The following is a 23,718-nucleotide window of genomic DNA, read 5'->3' on the forward strand; positions in this document are numbered from 1 at the left end:
ACAGGCGGTCACGTTTAAACGGAATGGGTGGTCACGATGGGCCGGAATATGCACCGGCGCGGTACCAACTGACATTGCAGGATCTTTGACCACGGGAATAGGTCCTTCATTCCCGTGGACGAAGTGTGACGACAATTAAAACAAGGAGAGCACCATGCAATTCAAGCAATCCCCTCTCGCCCTGTGCACCGGAGCACTGCTGGCGGGACTGACCCTGGCCGGTACCGCAACGGCCGAGACATCAATAGAGCGACTGCAGCAAGACGCGCCCAGCAACTGGGGCAAATGGGGTGACAACGACGAGGTCGGTGCCCTGAACTATCTGGGAGAGGCCGAAGCACAGCAAGGTGCCTCCGCCATACGCAGCGGCAAGACCTTCACCCTGCAGATTCCGATGACCTCAGGCACTGGTCCGGTTTTCCCCGGACGGGTGCCCACCCTGCACTTCATGGCCACCGATGAAGGTGTGTACATGGCGGGCAAGGCGGAACCTCTCGCCGGAGGCGTGAAATACTCTGACGATGTCGCGTTCATGTACCTGCAGGGCACCACCCATGTGGATGGCCTGGCACACGCCTGGTACGGCGAACAGGTATATGGCGGTGAAAGCTCGAAAAGCACCGTCCATGGCCACAGCCATGCCGATGTCGGCGCCATAGGCGAGAAAGGCATTGTCGGTCGCGCCGTGCTGCTGGACGTAGGTCGCCATATGGGCAGCAGCGATCTCCATCGCCTGCCGGTGGACTCCTGTATCCACCTGGACGATCTGCAGGCCACGGCGGAAGCCCAGGGCACCACGGTCAACAAACGGGACATCCTGGTGATCCGGACCGGTTCCATTGCCCGCTTCTGGGACGAAGAGCCGGATGCCGAGTGGAGCGCCATGAACGAGCCCGGTCTCTGCTACAGCAAGGAACTGCTGGAGTGGATTGACGCCATGGAGACCCCGATGATCGCCATGGACAACATCGCCGTTGAGCGGGTGGTGCAGGAGATTGACGGTGAAACCTACATCATTCCACTGCACGGTGCCCTGATGCGGGATATGGGCGTGGTGCTGTCTGAAATCTGGTGGCTGGACGACCTTGCCGCCGACAGTGCTGAGGATGGCCAGTACGACTTCATGCTGGTGGCGGCGCCACTGAAAATGGAACAGGGCACCGGCTCACCGGTCAATCCGGTGGCCATCAAATAACGAACACTGCCTTAACCTTTCCTGTCGTGGGTACCCGCAAGGGTATCCGTGCCTCCACCCGGCCTTCTGGCCGGGTTTTTTTTGACCTGACACAACGTGTTTTACTCGTCGGACTGCCACAATCAGTTGTAGATCCCAACGCTTTGCCAAAGGATGGACCCGCGCCCCATGGATACGCCTTCACGCCCGGTTGTCTTCAGACTTGAGCAGGTCACTCGCACCTTCCGTATGGGCGACGTGGAAATCCAGGCCCTGCGCGGCGTGGATCTGGAACTGTACGAAGGGGAATTTGTGGTGCTGCTGGGGGCCTCCGGCAGCGGCAAGTCTACCCTGCTCAACATCCTCGGCGGTCTCGACCGGGCCAGCAGCGGCATTGTGCAATACCGGGACACGGACCTGGGCCAGGCCAGCGAACGGGTGCTCACCGACTTCCGCCGCCACCATGTGGGCTTTGTGTTCCAGTTCTACAACCTGATTCCCAGCCTGACCGCCCGCGAGAACGTGGCCATTGTCACCGACATCGCCCGGGCCCCCATGTCACCGGATGAAGCCCTGGCACTGGTGGGTCTGGAACAGCGGCTGGACCATTTCCCTGCCCAGCTGTCCGGTGGTGAGCAGCAACGGGTGGCCATCGCCCGGGCCATCGCCAAGAACCCCGCTGTACTGTTGTGTGACGAGCCCACCGGCGCCCTCGATTCGAAAACCGGGATCCGGGTGCTGGAAGTGCTGCAGAAAATCAACCAGGAACTGGGCACCACCACTGCGGTGATCACCCACAACGCGGTCATCGCCAACATGGCCCACCGCATGATCCGGCTGACCGACGGCCGGGTCAGCGAGATCGCAGACAACCCCAGCCCGGTCGCACCCACGGAGCTGCAGTGGTGAGCACCCTGACCACCAAACTGCTGCGCAATCTCTGGCAACTCAAGGGCCAGTCCCTGGCCATCATGCTGGTGCTGGCCACCGGCGTGGCCATGTATGTGATGTCCTTTGCCATGGTGGATACCCTGCGGCTGACCCAGCAGACGGTTTACCAGCAACAGCACTTTGCCGATCTGTTTGCCGACCTGAAGCGGGCGCCCGAGCAGCTGGCGCAACGGCTGCAGAAAATCCCCGGCGTTGCCACCCTGGAAACCCGGGTGCGGGCGCCGGTCAACCTGCGGCTGGAGAATTTCCGGGAGCCAGTCACCGGTCAGGTGTTGTCGATACCCGATGGCCGCCAGCCACAGCTGAACCGGCTTTACCTGCGCCAGGGCCAGTTGCCGGAACCCTGGCGCAGCGATCAGGTGCTGATCGGCGAAGCCTTTGCCGAGGCCCACGGCCTGATGGTCGGTGATCCGCTGACGGTGGTCATACAGGGTCGCCTGCAGCGGCTGACCATCACCGGCATTGCCCTGTCGCCGGAATTCATCTATCAGATCCGCCCCGGGGATCTGTTCCCGGACTTTGCCCGCTACGGATTGCTGTGGATGAACCGCTCGGCGGTGGAGGCGGCCTTTGGCATGACCGGCGCCTTCAACAGCCTGACCGTCACCCTGACCCCCGGTTACCCCAGCGATTCCGTCATTGCTGCCCTCGACGAGGTGCTTGCTCCCTGGGGTAGCCTGGGTGCACACGACCGGGATGATCTGGTGTCTCATCGTTTTCTGGAAGAAGAACTGGCTCAGCTGGAGGCCATGGCCCGGTTCCTGCCGGTGGTGTTTCTGGGGGTAGCCGCCTTTTTGCTGAACATGGTGGCCGCCCGCCTGATCCGCACCCAGCGGGAGCAGATTGCCGTGCTCAAGGCCTTTGGCTACGACAACCTGACCGTGGCCGGGCATTACCTGAGCCTGATTCTGGTGATTGTCTTTCTGGGCGCCCTGCTGGGGGTGATCGCGGGGCTGTGGCTCACCGATGCCCTCGCCGGCATTTACCAGGAATTCTTCCGCTTTCCGTTCCTGGCGTTCGAACTGCGCCCCATGGTGCCGATCACCGCCATCCTGATTGCCGGTGGCGCCGCAGTGATCGGCACCCTGGCCGCGGTGCGAGCCGCGTTCCGGTTACCGCCGGCGGAGGCCATGCGCCCGGAGCCACCGCCGGTGTACCGCCGCACCCTGCTGGAACGTCTGGGTATCCACTGGTTCAGCCAACCCACCCGGATGATTCTGCGCAATCTGGAGCGCCAGCCGGTAAAGGCTCTGCTCTCGGTCACCGGTCTCGCCTTTGCGGTGGCCATGATGATGCTGACCGGCTTTCAGCGGTCATCCATTGATCACATGATGTCGGTGCAGTTCCAACTGGCCAACACCCAGGATGCCACCGTCACCTTTACCGACGCGGTGCCGGAACGGGCCATTCGCGAACTGGCCGCCCTGCCGGACGTGCTTTACGCCGAAGGCTTCCGCGCCGTGGCGGCCACCCTGCGCCACGGTCACCGGGAATACCGCACCGCGCTACAGGGCTATGAACCGGACAGCCGGCTGAGCTCGATCCTGGACACCCGCCTGCAGGCCCAGCCCCTGCCCGAGCGGGGCGTGATGCTGACCGACCATTTGGCGCGGCTGCTGGGGGTCGAGCCCGGTGACCTGCTGGAGGTGGATATACTGGAGGGCCGCCGCCAGCACCTGCAAATCCCTGTGGCCGGGCTGGTCACCGAGTTTATCGGTGTCGGTGCCTACCTGCAGCGAGGGGAACTGTCGCGCCTGTTGCAGGAAGGACCGAGGGTCACCGGTGCCCTGCTGGCATTGGAGGCCGGCCAGCTGGACCAGCTCTACCCGGTGCTGGAAGAACGCCCCGGCGTGGCCGGCGTCACCCTGCGGGAGAACAGCATCAACTCATTCTATGAAATGATGGATGAGAACATACTGGTGTTTACCCTGTTCAGCATGTTCATGGCCGGCTCCATAGCCTTTGCCGTCGCCTACAACAATGCCCGCATTGCCTTTGCGGAACGGGGCCGGGAACTGGCCAGCCTGCGGGTGCTTGGCTTCACCCGACCAGAGGTGGCCTTCATCCTGCTGGGTGAACTGTTGCTGCTGACCCTGGTGGCGCTGTTGCCCGGGTTCGCCCTGGGCACCTTCCTGTGCTGGTTACTGACCCTGGCCATGCAGACCGATCTGTACCGGATACCCCTGATTCTGAACACCGGCACCTACGCCATGGCCGCCGCCGTGGTACTGGTTGCCACCCTGATTTCCGCCCTGTTCATCGCCCGCAACCTGATCCGGCTGGATATGGTGGCGGCCCTGAAAGCTCCGGAGTAATACCATGTCCCTGACACTGCCCTCCCGCCGCCTGATGCTTATGGCCCTCGCCGCCCTGCTGGTCGTCGCAGCCCTGGCCTGGGGCTTCCGCAGCCCGCCGCAACTGGTGGACAGCACCGAAGTGACGCAAGGCCCGTTCCGGGTAACCATCGAAAACGAAGGCCGCACCCGCTTTGCCGACCGTTATCAGGTGACGGCTCCCATTGCAGGGCATCTGGCCCGGGTCATCCTGGAGCCCGGCGACGCCATCGCCCCCGGTGATCCGCTGTTCCACATCTACCCGCTGCATTCGGCCCCCCTGGATACCCGTACCCGGTTGCAGGCGGAAGCCGTGGTGGCCCGTACCGAAGCGGCCCTCAGCGCCACCATGACCCGGGCCGAAGCGGAACAGGTGCGGGCTGATCTGGCGGCCACCGAGCTGGCCCGTATCCAGCGGCTGGTGGAGCGGGGCCATGCCAGCCAGGACGACCTGGACCGGGCCCGGGCCGAAGCCCGCCAGAGCCAGGCACTGCTGCGCTCCGCCCAGTTCGCGGTGGATGTAGCGCGCCATGAACGGGATACCGCCCGGGCCGCCCTCACTATCGGGGGGCCGGACCGGGACGCCAGTCCGGTCACCGTGCACTCACCGGTGACCGGGGTGGTACTGCGCAAATTGCGGGAAAGTGAAGGCGTGATCCAGCCCGGTGAAGTGGTGTTGTCACTGGGTACCCCCGCCAGTCTGGAGGTAGAGGTAGACGTGCTGTCCGCCGACGCCGTGCGCCTGGCCCCCGGCCAGCGTGTAGAACTGGAGCGCTGGGGTGGTGATGAACAACTCACCGGGCTGGTCCGCAGAGTAGAGCCCGCCGCCTTCACCCGGGTCTCTGCCCTCGGCGTGGACGAACAACGGGTCTGGGTGATTGTCGGACTGGAAAGCGGCAGCCCCGACAATTTGGGCGACGGCTACCGGGTAGATGCCCGCTTCCTGCTGTGGGAAGGCGACGACGTGCTGCAACTGCCTTCCGCCGCCCTGTTCCGGGAAGGCGACGACTGGTTCGTCTACCGGATCAGCAACGGCACCGCCGAACGCACCCCCGTGCAACCTGGTCGCCGGGCGGGATTGCAGCGGGAACTGTTAAGTGGCCTGGCCCCCGGCGAACTGGTAATCCTGCACCCGCCGACAGGGTTGAGCGATGGCGACCGGGTGCGGTTGCGTTAAAAAACGGCCGCTGACCAGATACCGAAAATCGCTCTCATCGCCTGCATGAGAAAGATGATTGTGGTGCTCAAGACCATGGCCAAAAACCAGGAACCGTAGCGTGAACATATGGCTGAATATGTGCGATTGACACCACAATCACTGGTTAACTATCACTGCCACTGCAGTTTGAGATCCCTATGATTGGCCGCACAGTCTCGAAGGTACAAGTTAATCAAGCTCTGATAGGGAATCCCTTTGCGCTCAGACATTTGCTTGAAATACTCTACTGTATCCTCGTCCAGCCTTATCGTTACCTGCTTTTTGAGCTTCGCGGCGTAAGGGTTGGGCTTGGAGTCGGTGAAATCGTAGTGATCACGCATGACGGAACCTCTCATACATTTTTCTTTCCCGCTTCTCGGCTTTTCGCGCGGAAATGATGCGAATCCTGTCTTCCTGCCTGATGCAATGGCACACAACCAGCAAGCGCGAATGAATACTCGTCCCCAGCAATAGGAAACGATCTTCGCCAGGCTCAGAGTGGTCTGGATCGCTCATCAATCGACCAAATTCATCGGTAAACACTGTCTTCGCTTCTTCGAACGAGACACCGTGCTTTTGCAGATTCGAGTCGCTTTTAGTGCTATCCCATTCGAAGGTTAAGTGAAGCATGCTTACATTGTACGTACAGTGTAAGTTATCTGCTAGTCCTGCGTGATAGTAGTTAACGCCGCAACAGAAAAGCTGTCGCTGTCCTTGGCCTTGACCGCGAAAAGGCTCATATCTGTTAAGCCTTTGCGATGAGGTATGCACCTGCACCAACCATAAAACCACACGCAGCGACTTTAACGGGTCGTTCTGCATTAAGCCCTCTGGCAAATGATGCCACTCGCATTGCAAAATATGCATAACCTAATTTGACGCCACCAACCGCAACTATGGTCAAAACGACAATTATTGCTATATCCGGAGTCTTGATGGTGGCGAGATCGACAAAAGCGGGAAAGAGGCTCGCATAGAAAAGTATGGCCTTCACATCGCCAAGGGTGAGGATTAATCCAGAGAAAAAGCTTGCTGACAATGTCGTTGCTAACCGGCCAGAAGCCTCTACTTGCGATGAAGGCCTCGATTTCAAAAGGCTGATGCCGAACCAGATCAGATACGCACCCGCCAAATACCTCAGAATCAAGAAAAAGCTGCCCATCACTTCGGCTAACGCAGCCATTCCAAGAACAGCGAGAAACACAAAAACGAGATCACCGACTACGATTCCAGCCGCAACAGCACCGCCGTTCAAGAATCCGGCTGTCGAAGATCGAGCAACAACCAACGCGACGCTAGTGCTCGGAACGAGCGCCAAAATTGTCATCACGACAAACAAAGCTATTATCTCAATCAGGCTCATACCAATCCTTGGACTTAACGACTGGCTTTACGGCGCACCGGAGCGCCAGCGTAGCTGCGTCCGACAATAGCCATTGGTTATGTGATGGTAGCTCAAGCTGGCAGTCCCTCGAACTTTGGCACCTCCCCTGCCCCCTCATCCCAAGCAGCTTTGCTGGATAAGAAGATATGCGCTGTTGGCAACATAGTGATTTCAGTGTCCAAACACCCTGCGGGAACAACGAGAAAACCTGCGACCTGAGTGTTTGGCAATGCTGAACCACACAGCTTACAAAAGCTTTTGCTATGACGAGTGCCGGGGAGCGTGAAGGAAGTCACAGAATCTGCACCCGACTGCCAGACCAATTTAGCTGAGTGCGAGAATAGATTTGCCGCATGAGCCGAACCTGTATCTTTTTGGCAATGCTGACAATGGCACAGGTAAAAACTGTCGAAATCACCTTTTACCTCAAAACTCACAGTGCCGCACAGACAAGAACCGAAGTGATCAGTCATTAGAACTCCTTCCATTGCCTGGTTAGGCTTCTTCATCCTTCAGACCAACCCAAAAGATGGGGTTTCACCAGTTGCGCAGATGGTGGTGATCAGCCCGGCAATTGCGCCAGACGACGCATATCGGCCACCACGGGCCATCAACTTCAACCAGGGTCTGCCCCCCGTAGCGCGGATTCAATCGATGGGCGTCCCGGGGATGTTTTCCAGAAGCTCAGCATTTGTGGGGTATTTCTCAAGCAGCTCAACCAGCTTTTTTGTGCCCTCCAGCGGTTTGAGACCGCTAAGCGCCCGGCGCAACGCTCTTATTTTGTTTAAATATTTCGGATCCAACAGCAGCTCTTCACGACGTGTACTGCTTTTCGAAATGTCCAGCGCGGGGAAGATTCGCTGATTCGCAACCTCTCTTGATAAAACCAGCTCCATGTTCCCCGTGCCCTTAAATTCCTCAAATATAACCTGATCCATACGGCTGCCGGTATCAACCAAAACGGTTGCCAAAATGGTAAGCGAGCCGCCATTCTCAAGGTTTCGTGCAGAGCCAAACAACCTCCGCGGGATCTCCATCGCTCGAGCATCAACCCCGCCAGACATAGTACGACCGCTGCTCTTTCGCTCCGCATTGTGCACACGCGCAAGACTGGTGAGAGAATCAATCACAATCATGACGTTGTGACCCTCGCCAGCTTGTTGGCGAGCGATATCAAGAAGCTCGTCGGCAACGCGAGCGTGATGAGCATAGCTTTCATCCGAAGAAGAAGCGTGTACCTCAGCCGGGACGCTACGCTTGAAATCAGTCACCTCTTCGGGGCGCTCATCTATCAATAACGCGTAAAGTTTAATCTCGGGATACGCCTTGCCCACCGCCTGGCAAATATCTTTTAGAATCGTCGACTTTCCAGACCCCGGCGGTGCAACGATCAAACCCCGTTGCCCCATTCCAATCGGAGTGATCAAATCCATCGCGCGCACCGTGAGTTTTTCTGAACCTGACTCCAGGCGAATCCCCGGCGCAGGATTGATAGCCACACCGTTTAAAAAACGCTTTTGTGGATCAGCCTCACCTTCAACCTCAACCATAGCTTCGGCTTCCTTAGCCACTGGTTTGGCGTCTTTATTTGGTTTCCGGGTTAAGCTTAATGTCTTTCTCGTCATAACGGTTTGATAGCTCTTTTTTGATAGATATTTTTCGAAATGGGCTGATGACGCCAAAAAACAGAAGCCCTGACAGATTGCTGAAGACCATTTTTACAAAGCCAGCCCAAGGCAAAAAACCAGTGTGCACAAAACTGGGGGAAGTCCACGTCCGACTGTATGCGTTTGTTAGCGTCAATACCTAACTTCATTGACCTTATACACTCGGCCAGGCGAACCGAATACATCTATAAGCTGCTGCTCTGTAAGTGGCAGTGTATAAAAGTCATTTCCATTTGGAGTTCCGATGACCGGATACTCACGACCTCCGGAACAATGCGAGCATATTCCTATAGATATAAACCGACCATCGTCAAATGTGATGTGGAAACCGCCACCCACATAGGCCTGATATTCTGTTGCTTTTTTCTTCAAATGCTCCGGCCATTGTGGTGGGGGTACAAATCGCGGCAAATACCTGGCAACTGACTCTGGTTTCACTTCTGATAGCAATATGGGAGGCGCATCTGGTGTCAATTTAACCAATACTTTCATTATGTTAGCGTCAGTCACCCTGCCAATTTCTATAAATAGTGTGTAATAAAGAGTCTCAGGAGCATTATTAAGATGTTCTCCATGGGCGACTAAAGCGTCTTTCTCAAAGCGGGAAACATTGGCACATCCTGCCAAAATGCCTGCTAACAAAGCTACCATCCAAATCCGACGCATAAACCTACTCGCTAACGCAGAGCTTTACGGCAATTTTGGAGCCGCGCAGCGGTGGAAAAATTGTCCGGCAACAGCGGCTGGTTATGCATTATTCGTAGTGACTCCAGAGCCTGAGAACTTTCACCACTCGCTCGTCCTCGAGCACTTGGTAGACCAGACGATGCTGAATATTGATGCGGCGTGAATAGGCCCCCGCAAGATCACCAATGAGCTTCTCAAATGGAGGCGGTTTGCGGTATGGATCTTCCGCTATCAGCGCTAACAGTTCCTGGGCTTTTGGTTTGAGCCCGCTGGAGGCCAATTTTTTTGCATCTTTCTGGGCTTGCCTGGTGTAAACCAACTTCCATGTCACCAGTCCAGCTCCTCATCGCATTCATCTACGGGGGTATCCAACCCCTCACGAATAGACTCCCGCATACCGGGTACGGAGAGCAGGTAAAGTGTTTCCTGAATTGCAGACCAGTCTTCCTCGGAAACCAGGACGGCTTTGTTCCGCTTACCCATGATGACGATTGGTTGGTGGGACTCGGCGGTCTCGTCAATCAACCGATAAAGGTTGCTGCGCGCCTCAGTTGCTGTGATTCCCGTCATGACGCACCTCTTGCGTGTTCAAATTTCCACCAAGTGTACGCCTATGGGTACGTACGTCAAGACGAACGCTTTTCATAACGCCTTCAGCAGGGGTGTGACGTCAGGAGCGTCCATTGCCTGAATTTGTTAGATTCAATCATTCGTGATCTTCCTGGCGAATTTACGAATAAGATGCTTGTCGTTAACGTCAGCAAATAATCGTTTTACTGCCTCGTCATCAGGCTCGGAAAATTTCATGAATTTCTTACCGTAAATTCCATATTGACAACACTTTTGCTCATTCTCAAGATCTCGTAATATTAATCGCACTTTCTCAGACGCCTCAATATATCTGAGTGCAATACCGGGTAAATCTCGGGTCTTTATGTCAGATATTATATACCTGTGTATCACCCGATTTCTTAACTTATATAGGGAGTTAAGCTCTTTGTGGTCATTGTCTGTAATGACGCTATATTTGAGGGCGTCATCGTATATTTTCCGCTCCATCAATCCTCGTTCAGCCTCAGCTTGAAAAAGGTATTTTAGTGGAACCTCGTCCGTCTGGTTCTTAAGTTGGATGGAGATGACTATACTTAACCTGAGAAAGGCATCGATCTGATTGGAAGAAACGGCAATTACTTCGATAAAGGAATCAGACTCTATTGCATTATCCAGAAGGTCGTATGATGCAGCTAAAGCCCCTTGGAACCGATCAAGCTTGTCCATATCAGAAGCGAGCTTTCGGTCATCAGGAGGGACAATCACCAAGGATTTTAAAATATCATCAACTACGCGGAGCTCAGCATTTATTCGTCCATCATTTTCAAGATTCGAATCATAGATAAATTTACCAATTAAAGCCTGATCTTCTATCGCTCCAAAAAACATGTGAACACAGAATTCTGAGTCATCCATTCTATAAGATCGCCATGTAGAGCTTGGCACGCCATTCGGATATTGGTCTGCAAGCTTAGGCGACAGTTCATCTAGTGGATAACAGCTAATTTGAAAGCACCCTTTAGCATTTTCATAAGGCTGAAAGCTGTATGGAGACTTTTCTTCTTCGTCTTCCACGACAGGATTTAGGTATTGCCACTCTGTCGGAATTTGAATCAGGAATATTCCGTTCGGCTCTGTCCAATGCTTCACTTAGCTTTCCTATGAAAAATCTAACGACGCTGTAGAAAAACCCGATTTTGAGTTATCCCCACAGCCTGACTGCTAATTTTTTGACCCGTCCGTCAACGGAACGGCTCTCCAGATTCCGATGCACAGGAACCGGTATCGGCTCCAGGGGGCCACGAATGCCGACACCACCGGTTTCCAGAAGGCCCGTTTCGACCCTTTCGACCCCAGCCTCATGCTGCCATCTACCCGTAATTCGCCAGCTTCTCAATGTTGTGTACCAGGCAGTATAGCTGCCACTGGCCCCGGTAGGTGAGGGATTCGCCCGTTGGACAGATGCAGGTTTACTGGGTCGAACTGGAATTTACTCGCCGGGATGGTGTCCTTCCAGCCCTTATCCGGCAGGTTCTGGTGGCGTTTTCCGTGCTTGTCTTTCTGCTGCGCGAACTTCGGGGCCCGGCTGCGGCTGTTCGAACAGCTCGTCAATCTCATCCACGTGGCTGCTGACGAACTTGGCCAGGGTGGTGAAATGCGGCACCGTATCGCAGAACACGGCCTTGAAAATGATACTGGTCTCGCAGCACCACTGCATCTCGCGGCTGAGGTGATTCACTTGGAGTAGGCGAACAGGATGATCTTGAGCAGGATCGTAGGCCAGCCGGCCGGTATCTTCGTTGCGGTACATGGGGTGGAAGAATGACGGATCCAAGCTTGTGCTCGATCAGGTAGTGCACTGCTCTGAGGAGAACGAGTCTCCTCAGAGCAGTAACCTACTGATTAATGGCAGTGGTAGGGCTTTGAACCCGCATGACAGCCATTTGCATCAGTGCCGCCAGAATGAGCATGGGCAACACCAACGATCATCATTGAAGCAAACAGGAAAGCGACTAGCTTTTTCATAGGAACACCTTTTTGTTGGATATATTTTCCATAGTGCCTTCCTAAGCGATGAAACACCCAATTCCATTGTGAGTGTTAACGACGAGCGCTGCGGTGGCTTTTTCAGAGCGAAGCGGCGTAAAAGCCACGGTCGGCTTCACCTGCTGGTTAAGAGATTCATTCCAGTGTTACTTCTCTGGCGTTGAAAAATTGACCAGAGCTAGCAGTTTGTTGAACCCAATCTGCAAGTTTCACTTTAAAGCCCTGACGAACAAAATCCTTTGCCACCGATTCCAAGTAATCCGGATGGATATCGAAACTTGCGAGCTCTAGCACTTCTGTTCCAACTTGAGTTAAAAGGTAAACAGGCATTTTCAGTTCTTTTTTTGGATCGTCATTTTCCAATATGATCACTTTTTTGTTCGCTGTGATTGCTTGGAAAAAGCTGTCATTTGAGAGGCTTCGAAAGGTAGAAGATAAGCCTGTTGCCTCTACGCCAGATAGGACCCCAATATCTTGCAGAAACATTAGCTTCGTAAAGTTAATTCCTTCACTTTCTAAAAATTGCTCTTTGTCTCGAAATATTCGGGAGGCAATGACAAAACGCGCAAGCTTACTTATTAGCAAAGCTTCGGATCTTGAGAGCCCTTTCAAAAATTCTAGAGTGCGCATTGAGTACGTGCCTGGTTGCTTCACTTCACCGGCCAAAATGCGTCCCCATAAATCTTGGAGCTCACTCGAAGATACCCGCCCAGCATAATCTCTCCAAGCGTACAGCCAATCCTCTTCTACAGGCTCTTCTGAGGGTTCCTGCTCATCGTTCTGTAGTATGTCTTCGGCATTGAGTATCGCTTTTGCTATATTAACCTCTTTCCTAATGCCTTCGGATAGGCCGCTTTTCAAAACATTGGATGCAAGATCATCAAGGTCTAGCGTGGGCTCAACTCTCCCAAATTCATCGACCCTTTCCGGAGATACCTCCAAAAGCTTCGTCGAACAATTGTCATTCAGAGAGGAGGTGCCTAACTTGATAGCCTCAACTTCTTTTTCAGCTTGCGCGATTTGAAGCATTTCATTCCTTCGAATTTCGATCCGGGCCTGTGCCAATCTTTTTTCCTGCCATGGAGTCAAAAGTGAGCCTACACCTTTTTCAGCGAGGGTCTCCCAAAGTTTGATAAGTAGTTTTTCACCAGGATAATCCATGCTCCCCTCTTATTCTTTACGACGCATTCAGCGGCTTGTCCACTGCAATGCTTTGTTAAATTTATACTTATCGGCAACGTACTTAGCTGAGTTTTCAATATATGGAAATACTGTGCTCTCATTAATATTAAGAAGATCAAGCTCTTTTAGTATTTTTTTCTTATTGTCCACGGTAATTCGAGTTACACTTATTTCAGGAGTTCCTTCTTCGTCCATAACGGAATCAAGCCCATATAATAGAAACGCGCCAGACTGAGAGGATATGCGGTCATTACTTTGCTTGCCTTTCACGCAGATTATCTTTCTTAGATCATCAGGAATTATTTTTGGCTCAAAGTATGGTTTTTCTTCTTTTATAAAATGGATTAGTCGCTTTACGGAGGATTGGTTATTAAAATCCTCTACTTCAAAGCTAATTCTGTCTTTTTCTCCTTTTGGCATCCTGGCTAAACTAGATATACAGCTTGCAACATCTGAGTCGAAATACTTAACCTCCTTCCTTGGCATAGAAAATATAATCACTTCACCATCTTCATTTGGAGCCGACTTGCACGCAAAATAGAGAGCTATTAGCGGGTTGGAAGTGATGTCCAATAATCTAGTTGGCAGCGAATAGTGTTGCATTCTCACCAGCTTATCCAAAGTATATTCGTCAGATTGAAAGTCTGCAGAGTTTGATACAAGAAGCTCCCGGTACAATATATGTTCATTTTCTAAATAGAGATAATTCCCATCGTCATCTTTCCTGAATAGCGATGGCTCTAGCTTATATTTATTTTTATTTGAATGGCCCCGGTAAAAAACCTCTAAATCACTTTCTCTTTCAGAAGAAAGGACCTTACCAATGAAGCCCTGCACAGCTGACACTTTCGGAGCGGTAGACTTTTTAGCTGGCGGCTTCTCCTGCTTGTCCGGCTCCTGTATTTGCTCATCATTTAACAATCCAGCAGATAAAAGGCGTGCAAAAAGATCTTCATCCTTAACCGCCCAGTGGGTTCTATTGATCTCCCAATCACGTATATCAAGAAGCGGTGCTATTGGCTCAATATCCGCAAAGGGTATTGGGGGTATATTCTGATCAATCTCAAATTCTATGAGTAGCTTTCTTCCCCTTTCTTTGATTGATGTAAGTTTTCCAATACGCAGATCTTGGTCATCACCTTCATATGCAAATATACACGGATACCCCTTTAATATTTCTATAAGGCTGGGGCTAAGAGACTTGAAGGCTTCCGCAATTGACTCGGTTGTATACTCGAGAAAGCGACTTTTATCGAACTCATAGAATGGTGCGTCCCAAACGCCTCGTTTTGCGGTAACTAAAAGATTGTACATTCTATAAGGTAGCTCCTAAAAATTTAACAGTTTATTCTACGTCAAAAGTGACGACATGCCGGGACGCGCCCAACGCTGAAAACTCTCATATAAGCTATACAGTTCAATAAGTTAACGAAAGACAAGCACCGCAAAACCAGCATATCCATTCCTGAAAAAACGACAAAATGTCAGTAGATTTCGAATATACCGCCTAAAGTGGTCGTGTATTCCCGGGATATCCAGATAATCCGTCACCTTCACGACAGAATCTGTCTTCAAACACTACCCAAGCATAGCAGCTCTCGACCGCTTCGGAAGCGGACCGGGCGGTTCATTTGCGTTATCGGCGCGCCAGTATATTTGGTCTGGTGGTGCTGAGAGATTCCCACCGGCTTTAGCATGGCGTCGTCAAACGGCCGGAGTGGCACACCAGCCTGACGGGCCTCAGTGATACCCAAGCGTGCAGTGAGGTGGGATTTGCCCCGGGACTGTTACGGGCCGTTAGCTGGAGGGCTGACCGCTTGATGTGACAGGGGCCTCACGACAGCACAACCCGGTTTGATGCAAATCAAAGACACTGACCACAAATGCGCTACGCTTGACCTGTGATCTGCTCAAGGGTTCTATTCTTGCCCCAGGTGCTCTTATTCGGGCCCTTGGCTTGGGAGCCCGAGCAACGATCAAAGGTTGCGAGGTGACGTCACTTCGCTGGTGAACCCACTGCTTTGCCTGGAAACGGTTATGACTGCACGTCAGCTGATAACGGCATTTCTGAGCATCCTGCTGTTGGCAGGTGGCCCCTCCGTGGGCGCGGTTCCCCAGTTGAGTGATCACGCCGGTATGGAGGCAACGTACAGCAGTGGATGCGGCGGTCTGGTTCATGATGCGGCCCAATCTCACGGCGATGCTCCCATAGACTGCAGTGAATCGAAGCAGTCTCACTGTCGCGTCGGTGCGTCCCAGTGCTCGTTTGCGTCTGTTTACGCATTGATAACTGGCCCCATGCAGGCGCCGGCTCATCTCCCTGGCCAGTTCGTCGCCCTGGCGGCCCGAACGGCTTATCAGAATCCCATTCCTGAAGTTCAAACCCCTCCTCCTGATTTTCTCTCCTGAAGGCATTCCTGTGTCAACGCTGAGGCCACTGAGCCCGGCAGTCCAATAGCTATTCCGGTTAGCGCGTACCTCAACAGCCTATTGCTCTGAGTCCGCTATGCTCCGCCTGATTCAAAGGAACTACCCATGAAAACTCAAACCACTCTCGGCCTCGTGGCCTTTCTGATCACTACCACCGCCATCAGCTTCAGGCTGCAGGCTGCCGAACCCGTGCTGGAGCACGCCATACCCGCTCACACGGATCGCGCCATGACCGTCTACAAAAGTGCCAGTTGCGGATGCTGCGGAGACTGGGTCGAACACCTTGAACGTAATGGTTTTGACGTAAAAGTCGAAAACACGAACAACGTCAACGAGATCAAGATCAGGCATCAGTTACCTCGAGAGATGGCCTCCTGCCACACGGCCCTGATCGACGGTGCCGTGATTGAAGGTCATGTTCCGGCGGATGACATCAAGGCCTACCTGGCATCCACCTCTTTACCCTTTGGCGAAAAGACCCTGGGCATTGCCGTTCCAGGCATGCCACAAGGTGCTCCGGGCATGGACACCGGACGATACGACAGCTATGACGTGATGGCATTCGCCGCCGACGGACGGACTGAAAGCGTAAAACGCTACGAGTATTGATGGCCCAAGGTGCAGCTGATGTCTGTTCATCAGCTGCATTGCATTGCCCCCTCTTCCATTACCCTGGCTGCTGCTATAGATTTTCTATCGATAGCAACCTCTGCGTGAACCGGAAGTGGTGAATGAGTAAATCCTGTAGCGACCAGTGCAGCTGTGACGAACCCGACACAGAGGCAACCACTGAGTCAGACGTTCCCACGTCATCAGCCGAGTGGCTCAGCGTTTATAAAGTGCCCAAAATGGACTGCCCCTCGGAAGAAAGGATGATCCGTCTGGCACTCGGTGGGTTCGACTCCGTGCAGGCGCTCTCTTTCGATTTGTCGGCCCGTACCCTTGAGGTTTTCCACAATGGAGATGCCGGCGCCATTACCAGCAAACTGGAAACCCTGCGGTTGGGCGCTGTGCTTCAGGACACCCGTCACCCAGGTCTCCACGCCCTCGAAAAAGCAGATTCCGACACGAATGAGGCTGCGGAATCCGCTACCTTATGGATATTGCTGGCCATCAACGGCCTGATGTTCCTGGTTGAAATGACCATGGGCGTGATCGCCCAGTCCGCCGCCCTGATCGCAGACTCCATTGATATGTTTGCCGATGCCGCCGTGTACGGTCTGGCCCTGTTTGCTGTGGGCCATGGTATCCAGAAGCAGGTGCGGGCAGCCCATATCGCCGGCATTCTTCAGCTTATTCTTGCCCTGGGCGTTCTGGTTGAAGTGGGCAGGCGTTTTCTGATGGGCAGCGAACCGCAATCCACGCTGATGATGATCATTGCCGTCGTGGCATTGATTGCCAACACCGCCTGTTTGCTGCTCATCGCCAAACACCGCAAGGGCGGCGCCCACATGAAGGCCAGCTGGATATTCTCGGCCAATGACGTGGTGATCAATGTGGGTGTTATCCTCGGCGGAGCACTCGTTGCCTGGACCGGCTCCAACTACCCTGACCTGGTGATCGGTGCCATTGTGGGGGTTATTGTGCTCAGCGGCGCCAGACGCATTCTGGCGTTGAAGGGCTGAGTACAACCGTGCCCGGACCGGGCCCGAGCAAGGTAACCACCTGTGCGATGAACTGGAGCCGGTAGATCCGGTGTTTCAGGATTTCCAGCATGGCGGGCAAAAATCCTTGAGGTCATTTACATTTTTTAACTGCTACTCAGGCAAAGGAAGATGTTATCTTCGGCGCCATTATCACTCCGTCAGACGCAGCTTGATATACGTCTTCGTTCTTCCGACCAATGCACTGACAGTTATGATTGCAGCCGCCTACCACAGAAAACTGGTCCCTCTTCTGATCATGTTGGTTGCTATGTCTGGTATGACGTTTTCTGCCATTGGTGAGGCATCCTCTCATGGTATTGCTGAGCTGACCGGATCTGCGGTAGTGGATCATCAGGACCATTCGCACAGTCATGATCCCCACGAACATGGTGCCGACGAAAAGTCAGACCCTCACATGCACCATGACTCTGGTAATCACACCCACGATACGGCGGATCGGTTGACCATCCACCACCCCTGCCACCACGAGTTATCGCTCCGGCAATCCATACCCTTTGCTGGAGACTCCCCCCACAGTTTTCGTTACCGGTTGGACCGCCCTCCAAAAGCCTCCCTGATTGTCTGATTCTCGCCGCTTTGCTGTTTTTTAAAAGAAAACAATTGGAGTCACTATGCTGTCAACTTTGCTTGACCGAAGCCGGTGTGGGCGCGCAGCCGTCGGTGGATACCGTCTGATCTGGATTTTTCTGACACTCGGGCTGCTCGGCATAAGCGCCGACGTACTGGCCCACGCCGTGGCCGAAGGCGACAAGGGATATATTCAGGAAATCACAGGAATAAATCTGATTGCCTTTATGTACCTGGGGGCCAAGCACATGGTCACCGGCTATGATCACCTGCTGTTCCTGCTAGGGGTGGTTTTCTTCCTCTACCGGATGCAGCACATCGCGATTTACGTGAGCCTGTTTGCGGTGGGGCATTCCACCACCATGCTGCTGGGTGTCTATTTCAATATAGGCATCAATAGCTACATCATCGATGCCATCATCGGTCTCTCGGTGGTGTATAAGGCACTCGATAACCTTGGTGCGTATCAGCGCTGGTTCGGTTTCCAGCCCAACACCAAGGCCGCCACCCTGATTTTCGGTTTCTTCCACGGCTTCGGTCTGTCATCAAAAATCATCGAGTACGACATTTCACCGGATGGTCTGGTACCGAACCTGCTCGCGTTCAACGTGGGTGTGGAAATCGGCCAGCTCATTGCTTTGGCCATGATTCTGATCGTAATGAGTTTCTGGCGTAAAACCGATGGCTTTTTCCGTCACGCCTACACCGCCAATGTGGCCATGATGAGCGCCGGATTCCTGCTTATTGGCTACCAGCTTACCGGTTATTTTGTCGCCTGATTCTGGAGAATAATTATGTACAACAGCGATATGCCTACACGCCAGGAATTGCCCAGCACTGCAAAGCTGATCCGCTCCACCATTATCGCCGCCATCGTGGCACTGTTGCTGCTGGTGACCGTGGTGATGCCCGCCGAGTACGCACTTGATCCCACCGGTGCAGGCCGCCTTCTGGGCCTGACAGAAATGGGGGAAATCAAACAGCAACTTGCCGAAGAAGCCGCCGCTGATGCCGCCGCGCAAATGGTGCCCGTTCAGCCCTATACCGAGGTAAGCAGGCCAGAACCGGTTGAGCCAGTCACCGAGACAGCCGCAGCGCCTGCTCCTGCTCCTGCTCCTGCAGCCGAGGCAAAACCGGAAGAACCTGCGCCGGCACCCGTGAGCGAAACTGAATGGCAGGATGAGGTACGCTTTGTTCTGACGCCAGGCCAGGGCACGGAGTTCAAGCTCACAATGAACGAGGGTGACATCGCCCGCTTTTCCTGGGTATCTGAAGGCGGCCCAATCAACTTCGATACCCACGGTGACGGCGGTGGTCAGTCCATTTCCTATGAAAAGGGCCGCGGTGTCCCGGAGGATGAAGGCGAACTGAAAGCTGCGTTCACCGGAAACCACGGCTGGTTCTTTCGCAACCGCAACAGCAATGATGTGACGGTGGTGCTCCGTACCAGTGGTGATCATGGTGAGCTGAAAAAGATGCTCTGATAGCGCTGCCAAACCGGGAGAGCCGGCATCAGTGCCGGCTCTCGAATGGCTCTCGTCAATATTGCTTTGGTCTTGCGACATGCTTTGGGGTCGTAACTGGTGAATCAGTGAACCCTATCGGCGCTCTTTATCGTAACGCCGCCGCAGCAACATTGAATTACCAATGACGGACAGGGAGCTGGCGGTCATCGCCACCACGCCGATCATCGGATGCAACAGGCCTGAAGCCGCAATAGGAATGGCTGCGATATTGTAGCCACTGGCCCACAGCAGGTTTTCAACGATTTTTTTGAAGGTCGCGCGGGACAGCACCATGGCGTCGACAACGCCTGACAGTTCGCCCCGCACCAGGGTTACATCCGCTGCTTCTATGGCCACATCCGCGCCAGCGCCGATGGCAATTCCCACGTTCGCCTGTTTCAGGGCCGGAGCATCGTTGATGCCGTCGCCTACCATGGCAACGTGATTGCCATATTTCTCCTGAAGTTCGCGGATAGCATCCACTTTTCCCTCCGGCAACACGCCAGCACGGACCTCATCGATGCCGACTTCCCTGGCAACCGCGTTCGCCGCGCGCTCGTTGTCACCGGTAATCATGACCACGTGCAGCCCTTGCTCGTGCATGGCTTTGATGGCAGCAACAGATTCGTCCTTCAGGGTGTCCGCAACCGCAACAATGCCGCAGGCCTGACCATCGCGGGCGACGATGACGGCGGTTCTGCCCTTGCCCTCCAGTTCCTGAAGATCCTTGTCCAGGGCCTCCAGCCCCTGCACACCGTTTTCTTCCAGCAACAAACGGTTACCGATCAGCACCGTCTGCCCCGCGACCTTACCAGACACTCCCCGGGCTCCGGTGGACCGGAAGTCGGACACATCGCCGGGCTTAACGCCCCGCTCCCGTGCGCCGTCTACAATGGCCCGGGCGATGGGGTGTTCAGAAGCATTTTCCACCGCGGCCGCAAGTTCCAGCAGTTCCGTCTCCGATATCCCTAAGGCGGCGACGGTTTCGGTAAGCTTTGGCTCACCTCTGGTAATCGTGCCGGTTTTATCAAGCACCATCACCTTGATGTCTTTAAAGGTCTGAATGGCCTCACCTGAGCGAATCAGGATGCCGCGCTCGGCACCTATACCCGACCCCACCATCAGGGCGGTCGGCGTCGCCAGCCCCAGGGCACAAGGGCAGGCAATGACCAGGACCGCGATTGCGGCCAGGATCGCCAGCACCGGTGTCGCGGCGGTGGGATCGACCCACGGCAGGAAACCGGCACCCCATTCCAGAATCGGGCGCAGCGAATCCGCAGCCAGCAGCCAGGCCAGCAGACTGCCCAGGGCGATAATCAGCACCAGGGGTACAAAGCGACCGGTCATCCGGTCGGCAAATTCCTGAATCGGTACCCTGGACCCCTGGGCCTCATCGATCAGTTTCACCACCTGGGCAAGGAAGGTGTCACCACCAACCCGGGTCGCCTTGACCCTCAGGCGCCCTTCCTTGTTGATGGTGGCGCCAATAACGGCATCGCCCACGCTTTTATAGACCGGAACCGACTCGCCAGTAGCGATGGATTCATCCAGATGGCTCTCACCATCGACGACTTCTCCATCCGTCGGCACCTTGTCGCCGGGCCGGACCACCATAATGTCGCCTGCAGCCAGTTCCTTGACGGCGATTTCAATTTCCTCGCCATCCCGCTCCACCCGGGCGGTCTTGGCACCCATGGTCAGCAACCGACGGATCGCCTGTGAGGCTTTACCCTTGGCTTTTGCCTCCAGATACCGGCCAACCAGGTGGAAGGTCATGATGGTGGCTGCCATCTCGACAAACGATGTCATCGGATAGACGAAGCCCACCAGCCCAATGATGAACGGTGGCAGACTGCCCATGGATATCAGCACATCCATGTTGAAGGTGCCGTTCTTGAGAGAGCGCCAGGAGGCTTTATGGGTAGCAGCACCGCCAAACAAAAACACCACCGGGAACGCCAGCACAACGACAATCGCCAGATACCCCGGAATCGGCTGCCAGAACATATGCGGCATCATCAACAGCATGATCAGCGTTGTTGGTACCGCCGCTATCCAGAGCCGGCGCGCCGCAAGCTTGAGGTAGGCCTCCTCAACGGCTGAGTCTTCCTCCTGATCGGTATCGCCCTCCTGGGCGACAGCGGCTACGTCGTACCCGGCACCCTCGATCAGCTTCTTCAATTCCTGCTCTGTCGGCCCGTCCGCGCCGACCACAACACTGACCGTGTGATTGGCGATGTTGGTAGACGTCTTCTGCACGCCGCCGTGGCGCGCAAGTGTGTTCTTGATAATGCCCGCACAGTGATCCGATCCCATGCCGGGAACCGTCACCCTGATCGTTTTGCTACCGACTTCTCTGACCGAGGCCACATCGTACCCGGCGCCTTCCACGGCCTTCCTGACGGCGTCGCCGTCCGGGCCAGACGCGAGAGAGCGGACACTCACCCGGTGTTTGGCGATGTTGGTCTTTACCGTATCAATTCCATCCAGGCGACTAATGGTCTTGTTGATAATACCGGCACAGTGGTCTGACCCCATGCCCGGCACAATCAACTCAAGCTCCCTCTGCCGCTCAAGTGACTGTTCATTTTCGCGGGCCATCAAGATTTCTCCCTATCGCCCCTATTGATTGGCCAGTCACTGAACGCGATGAAATAGAGAAGCGCCAGATTGACCATGGGAATCAGTACCAGAATGCCCATCCAGCCGGGATAACCAATGCGCTGGCAAATACGCCAGACCGGGATGACGGCTACAATTGCAATGACCAGCATCCATAGCCAATGCCCTGCCCACATGGTGTTACCAAACATGTGATCACCCATCATGATATTTACCTCTATCGTCCGATGTCGGTTACCTTACCGCTTTCATAACACCCTAAACCTGAATTGAAACTGAAAATAGTCGGCGGTTTTAAGTGTATTTGATTTACCTCAAAGGATAGACAAAAAGGGCCAAGTAATTGCGGAGCACCGCATTTATTTCAGGCATCAGACCGTTCATTCCGGACATTGAGTAATGCCAGCAGCTATTGATGCATAGCACTATCAAGAGTGAAAATAGTTGAGTGTTACGCTAGCAACATCAGCCGATCCAGTAACCACCGGGGGCCGGTCGTGTCCCAGCCCGCCGTTGTTCTGGTACCTTTATGCATGCGGATTCTTACCAAAGGCGTTCTATGACTTCCGAATCTCCACGCCCCACCGGCCGCGTCCGGGAAGTATTCCGGGCATTTCTGATGCTGGGCCTGACCTCGTTCGGTGGGCCGGTTGCTCATCTGGGCTATTTCCGCACCGAATTTGTGGAACGGCGGCGCTGGCTGTCTGAACAGGACTACGCAGATCTGGTGGCGCTGTGTCAGTTTCTGCCGGGGCCTGCCAGCAGTCAGGTGGGATTTGCCCTGGGACTGTTACGGGCCGGTGGCTGGGGCGCGGCGGCGGCCTGGCTGGCCTTTACCCTGCCTTCGGCCCTGTTGCTGGTTCTGTTTGCGCTCGGTGCGGCGGTGCTGGACGGTCCGGTGGGCCAGGGCCTGATTCACGGCCTCAAGGTTGCGGCAGTGGCCATTGTGGCCCATGCCGTGTGGGGCATGGGCCGCACGCTTTGCCCTGACCAGCGTCGTGCCGGTATCGCCCTGGCCGCGTTGTTGTTGGTGATACTGGTCAGTGGGCCACTGGGGCAGGTGGCCGCGATCCTGGTGGGCGCCGGTGCCGGCTTGTTGCTGTGCCAGGCCCATATCGGTACCGGGAGTCGGGCGCTGTCGTTTCCGGTCACAAGACGCGCCGGACAGATCGCCGGCCTGAGTTTTACAGTCCTGCTGCTGGGCCTGCCTCTGCTGGCCTGGGTCGCCCCATCACAGACCCTGGCAGTGATCGATGCCTTCTACCGGGCTGGTGCCCTGGTGTTCGGTGGCGGTCATGTGGTGCTGCCGTTGCTGGAAGCAGAAGTGGTGCAATCTGGCTGGGTAACGCCCGATGACTTTCTGGCGGGCTACGGTGCGGCCCAGGCTGTGCCGGGGCCGCTGTTTACCTTTGCCGCCTATCTCGGTGCGGTGATGCAGCCGGTGGCTTCTCCATTGATAGGCGCAGGCCTTGCTCTGGTGATGATTTTCCTGCCCGGGCTTCTGCTGCTGGTGGCCGTGCTGCCCTACTGGAACCAGTTCCGACGCTGGGATCGCGCCCAGGCTCTGATGCGTGGCGCCAATGCCGCTGTGGTCGGCATTCTCGGCGCGGCGCTGTATCAGCCGGTCTGGACCAGCGCCATTGTTGGCCGTTTCGAGTTTGCGCTGGCACTGACCGGTTTTCTGCTACTCAGCGTGTGGAAACTGCCCGCCTGGGCGGTTGTCGCATTGCTCGCTACGGGCGGCGTCCTTATC

General features: G+C 55.0%; 25 protein-coding genes. 10 read left to right on the forward strand and 15 right to left on the reverse strand.

The window, feature by feature from the left end:
- Positions 1-154: 154 nt before the first annotated feature.
- From AAC035_RS04385 to AAC035_RS04400, 4 genes are all read left to right on the forward strand, one after another.
- Entirely contained in the window at positions 155-1,195 is a 1,041-nt protein-coding gene (locus AAC035_RS04385; protein WP_339800415.1) for a cyclase family protein, read from the forward strand.
- Positions 1,196-1,363: 168 nt separating this feature from the next.
- Entirely contained in the window at positions 1,364-2,083 is a 720-nt protein-coding gene (locus AAC035_RS04390; protein WP_339800418.1) for an ABC transporter ATP-binding protein, read from the forward strand.
- The gene (locus AAC035_RS04395) at positions 2,080-4,440 is read left to right on the forward strand and encodes an ABC transporter permease (RefSeq protein ID WP_339800421.1); all 2,361 of its coding nucleotides are present in this window, start codon (positions 2,080-2,082) and stop codon (positions 4,438-4,440) included. Before AAC035_RS04390 ends, AAC035_RS04395 begins: the two co-directional genes overlap by 4 nt.
- 4 nt (positions 4,441-4,444) lie before the next feature.
- Entirely contained in the window at positions 4,445-5,635 is a 1,191-nt protein-coding gene (locus tag AAC035_RS04400; RefSeq protein WP_339800424.1) for an HlyD family efflux transporter periplasmic adaptor subunit, read from the forward strand.
- Positions 5,636-5,787: 152 nt separating this feature from the next.
- Here AAC035_RS04400 and AAC035_RS04405 read toward each other — a convergent pair whose 3' ends face one another.
- The 13 genes from AAC035_RS04405 to AAC035_RS04465 form a co-directional block, all read right to left on the reverse strand.
- Positions 5,788-5,997: a BrnA antitoxin family protein gene (locus AAC035_RS04405; protein ID WP_339800427.1), complete on the reverse strand. Its 210-nt coding sequence runs from the start codon at positions 5,995-5,997 to the stop codon at positions 5,788-5,790.
- Complete coding sequence (locus AAC035_RS04410) at positions 5,990-6,478, reverse strand: BrnT family toxin (protein ID WP_339800429.1); 489 nt, start codon at positions 6,476-6,478, stop codon at positions 5,990-5,992. Before AAC035_RS04410 ends, AAC035_RS04405 begins: the two co-directional genes overlap by 8 nt.
- A complete protein-coding gene (locus AAC035_RS04415; RefSeq protein ID WP_339800431.1) occupies positions 6,402-7,019 on the reverse strand; it encodes a LysE family translocator in 618 nt (205 codons plus the stop codon). The genes AAC035_RS04410 and AAC035_RS04415 overlap by 77 nt, the downstream gene beginning before the upstream one ends.
- Before the next feature lie 92 nt (positions 7,020-7,111).
- Positions 7,112-7,513 (reverse strand): GFA family protein, encoded by a 402-nt coding sequence (locus AAC035_RS04420; protein ID WP_339800434.1) that lies wholly within the window; start codon positions 7,511-7,513, stop codon positions 7,112-7,114.
- 174 nt (positions 7,514-7,687) lie between these two features.
- Positions 7,688-8,722, reverse strand: a complete 1,035-nt coding sequence (rho, locus tag AAC035_RS04425; RefSeq protein WP_339800436.1) for a transcription termination factor Rho — start codon at positions 8,720-8,722, stop codon at positions 7,688-7,690.
- A 117-nt stretch (positions 8,723-8,839) separates the two neighbouring features.
- Entirely contained in the window at positions 8,840-9,373 is a 534-nt protein-coding gene (locus tag AAC035_RS04430; RefSeq protein WP_339800438.1) for a hypothetical protein, read from the reverse strand.
- Between the two features lie 88 nt (positions 9,374-9,461).
- Complete coding sequence (locus AAC035_RS04435) at positions 9,462-9,725, reverse strand: Txe/YoeB family addiction module toxin (protein ID WP_339800441.1); 264 nt, start codon at positions 9,723-9,725, stop codon at positions 9,462-9,464.
- Positions 9,722-9,964, reverse strand: a complete 243-nt coding sequence (locus AAC035_RS04440) for a type II toxin-antitoxin system Phd/YefM family antitoxin (protein WP_339800444.1) — start codon at positions 9,962-9,964, stop codon at positions 9,722-9,724. The genes AAC035_RS04435 and AAC035_RS04440 overlap by 4 nt, the downstream gene beginning before the upstream one ends.
- Positions 9,965-10,096: 132 nt before the next feature.
- Positions 10,097-11,095, reverse strand: a complete 999-nt coding sequence (locus tag AAC035_RS04445) for a hypothetical protein (RefSeq protein WP_339800446.1) — start codon at positions 11,093-11,095, stop codon at positions 10,097-10,099.
- A 370-nt stretch (positions 11,096-11,465) separates the two neighbouring features.
- On the reverse strand, positions 11,466-11,780 hold the full coding sequence (locus AAC035_RS04450; RefSeq protein WP_339800449.1) for a hypothetical protein: 315 nt from the start codon (positions 11,778-11,780) through the stop codon (positions 11,466-11,468).
- A gap of 68 nt (positions 11,781-11,848) precedes the next feature.
- The gene (locus AAC035_RS04455) at positions 11,849-11,971 is read right to left on the reverse strand and encodes a YHYH domain-containing protein (RefSeq protein ID WP_339800452.1); all 123 of its coding nucleotides are present in this window, start codon (positions 11,969-11,971) and stop codon (positions 11,849-11,851) included.
- A gap of 156 nt (positions 11,972-12,127) precedes the next feature.
- Entirely contained in the window at positions 12,128-13,153 is a 1,026-nt protein-coding gene (locus AAC035_RS04460) for a DUF2806 domain-containing protein (protein ID WP_339800455.1), read from the reverse strand.
- 27 nt (positions 13,154-13,180) lie between these two features.
- On the reverse strand, positions 13,181-14,488 hold the full coding sequence (locus tag AAC035_RS04465) for an FRG domain-containing protein (protein ID WP_339800458.1): 1,308 nt from the start codon (positions 14,486-14,488) through the stop codon (positions 13,181-13,183).
- 723 nt (positions 14,489-15,211) lie between these two features.
- On the opposite strand from AAC035_RS04465, the gene AAC035_RS04470 reads away from it, so the two are divergent.
- The 5 genes from AAC035_RS04470 (at position 15,212) to AAC035_RS04490 (ending at position 19,322) form a co-directional block, all read left to right on the forward strand.
- Entirely contained in the window at positions 15,212-15,583 is a 372-nt protein-coding gene (locus tag AAC035_RS04470; protein ID WP_339800460.1) for a hypothetical protein, read from the forward strand.
- A 126-nt stretch (positions 15,584-15,709) separates the two neighbouring features.
- Positions 15,710-16,213 (forward strand): DUF411 domain-containing protein, encoded by a 504-nt coding sequence (locus tag AAC035_RS04475; RefSeq protein ID WP_339800462.1) that lies wholly within the window; start codon positions 15,710-15,712, stop codon positions 16,211-16,213.
- Positions 16,214-16,335: 122 nt separating this feature from the next.
- Complete coding sequence (locus AAC035_RS04480) at positions 16,336-17,229, forward strand: cation diffusion facilitator family transporter (protein WP_339800465.1); 894 nt, start codon at positions 16,336-16,338, stop codon at positions 17,227-17,229.
- Positions 17,230-17,882: 653 nt separating this feature from the next.
- Complete coding sequence (locus tag AAC035_RS04485; protein WP_339800467.1) at positions 17,883-18,617, forward strand: HupE/UreJ family protein; 735 nt, start codon at positions 17,883-17,885, stop codon at positions 18,615-18,617.
- Positions 18,618-18,632: 15 nt separating this feature from the next.
- Entirely contained in the window at positions 18,633-19,322 is a 690-nt protein-coding gene (locus tag AAC035_RS04490; protein ID WP_339800469.1) for a hypothetical protein, read from the forward strand.
- A gap of 114 nt (positions 19,323-19,436) precedes the next feature.
- Here the strand turns inward: AAC035_RS04490 and AAC035_RS04495 are convergent, their stop codons facing one another.
- Together AAC035_RS04495 and AAC035_RS04500 are read right to left on the reverse strand one after the other, a co-directional pair.
- On the reverse strand, positions 19,437-21,944 hold the full coding sequence (locus AAC035_RS04495) for a heavy metal translocating P-type ATPase (protein ID WP_339800471.1): 2,508 nt from the start codon (positions 21,942-21,944) through the stop codon (positions 19,437-19,439).
- A complete protein-coding gene (locus tag AAC035_RS04500) occupies positions 21,944-22,171 on the reverse strand; it encodes a hypothetical protein (protein ID WP_339800473.1) in 228 nt (75 codons plus the stop codon). The genes AAC035_RS04495 and AAC035_RS04500 overlap by 1 nt, the downstream gene beginning before the upstream one ends.
- Before the next feature lie 353 nt (positions 22,172-22,524).
- Between AAC035_RS04500 and chrA the strand changes: the two genes are divergently transcribed.
- Positions 22,525-23,718, forward strand: a 1,194-nt coding sequence (gene chrA, locus AAC035_RS04505; RefSeq protein WP_339800475.1) for a chromate efflux transporter, incomplete at its 3' end; no start/stop codon positions are given.

The sequence above is a fragment of the uncultured Marinobacter sp. genome, assembly GCF_963974375.1.
GTDB lineage: Bacteria > Pseudomonadota > Gammaproteobacteria > Pseudomonadales > Oleiphilaceae > Marinobacter.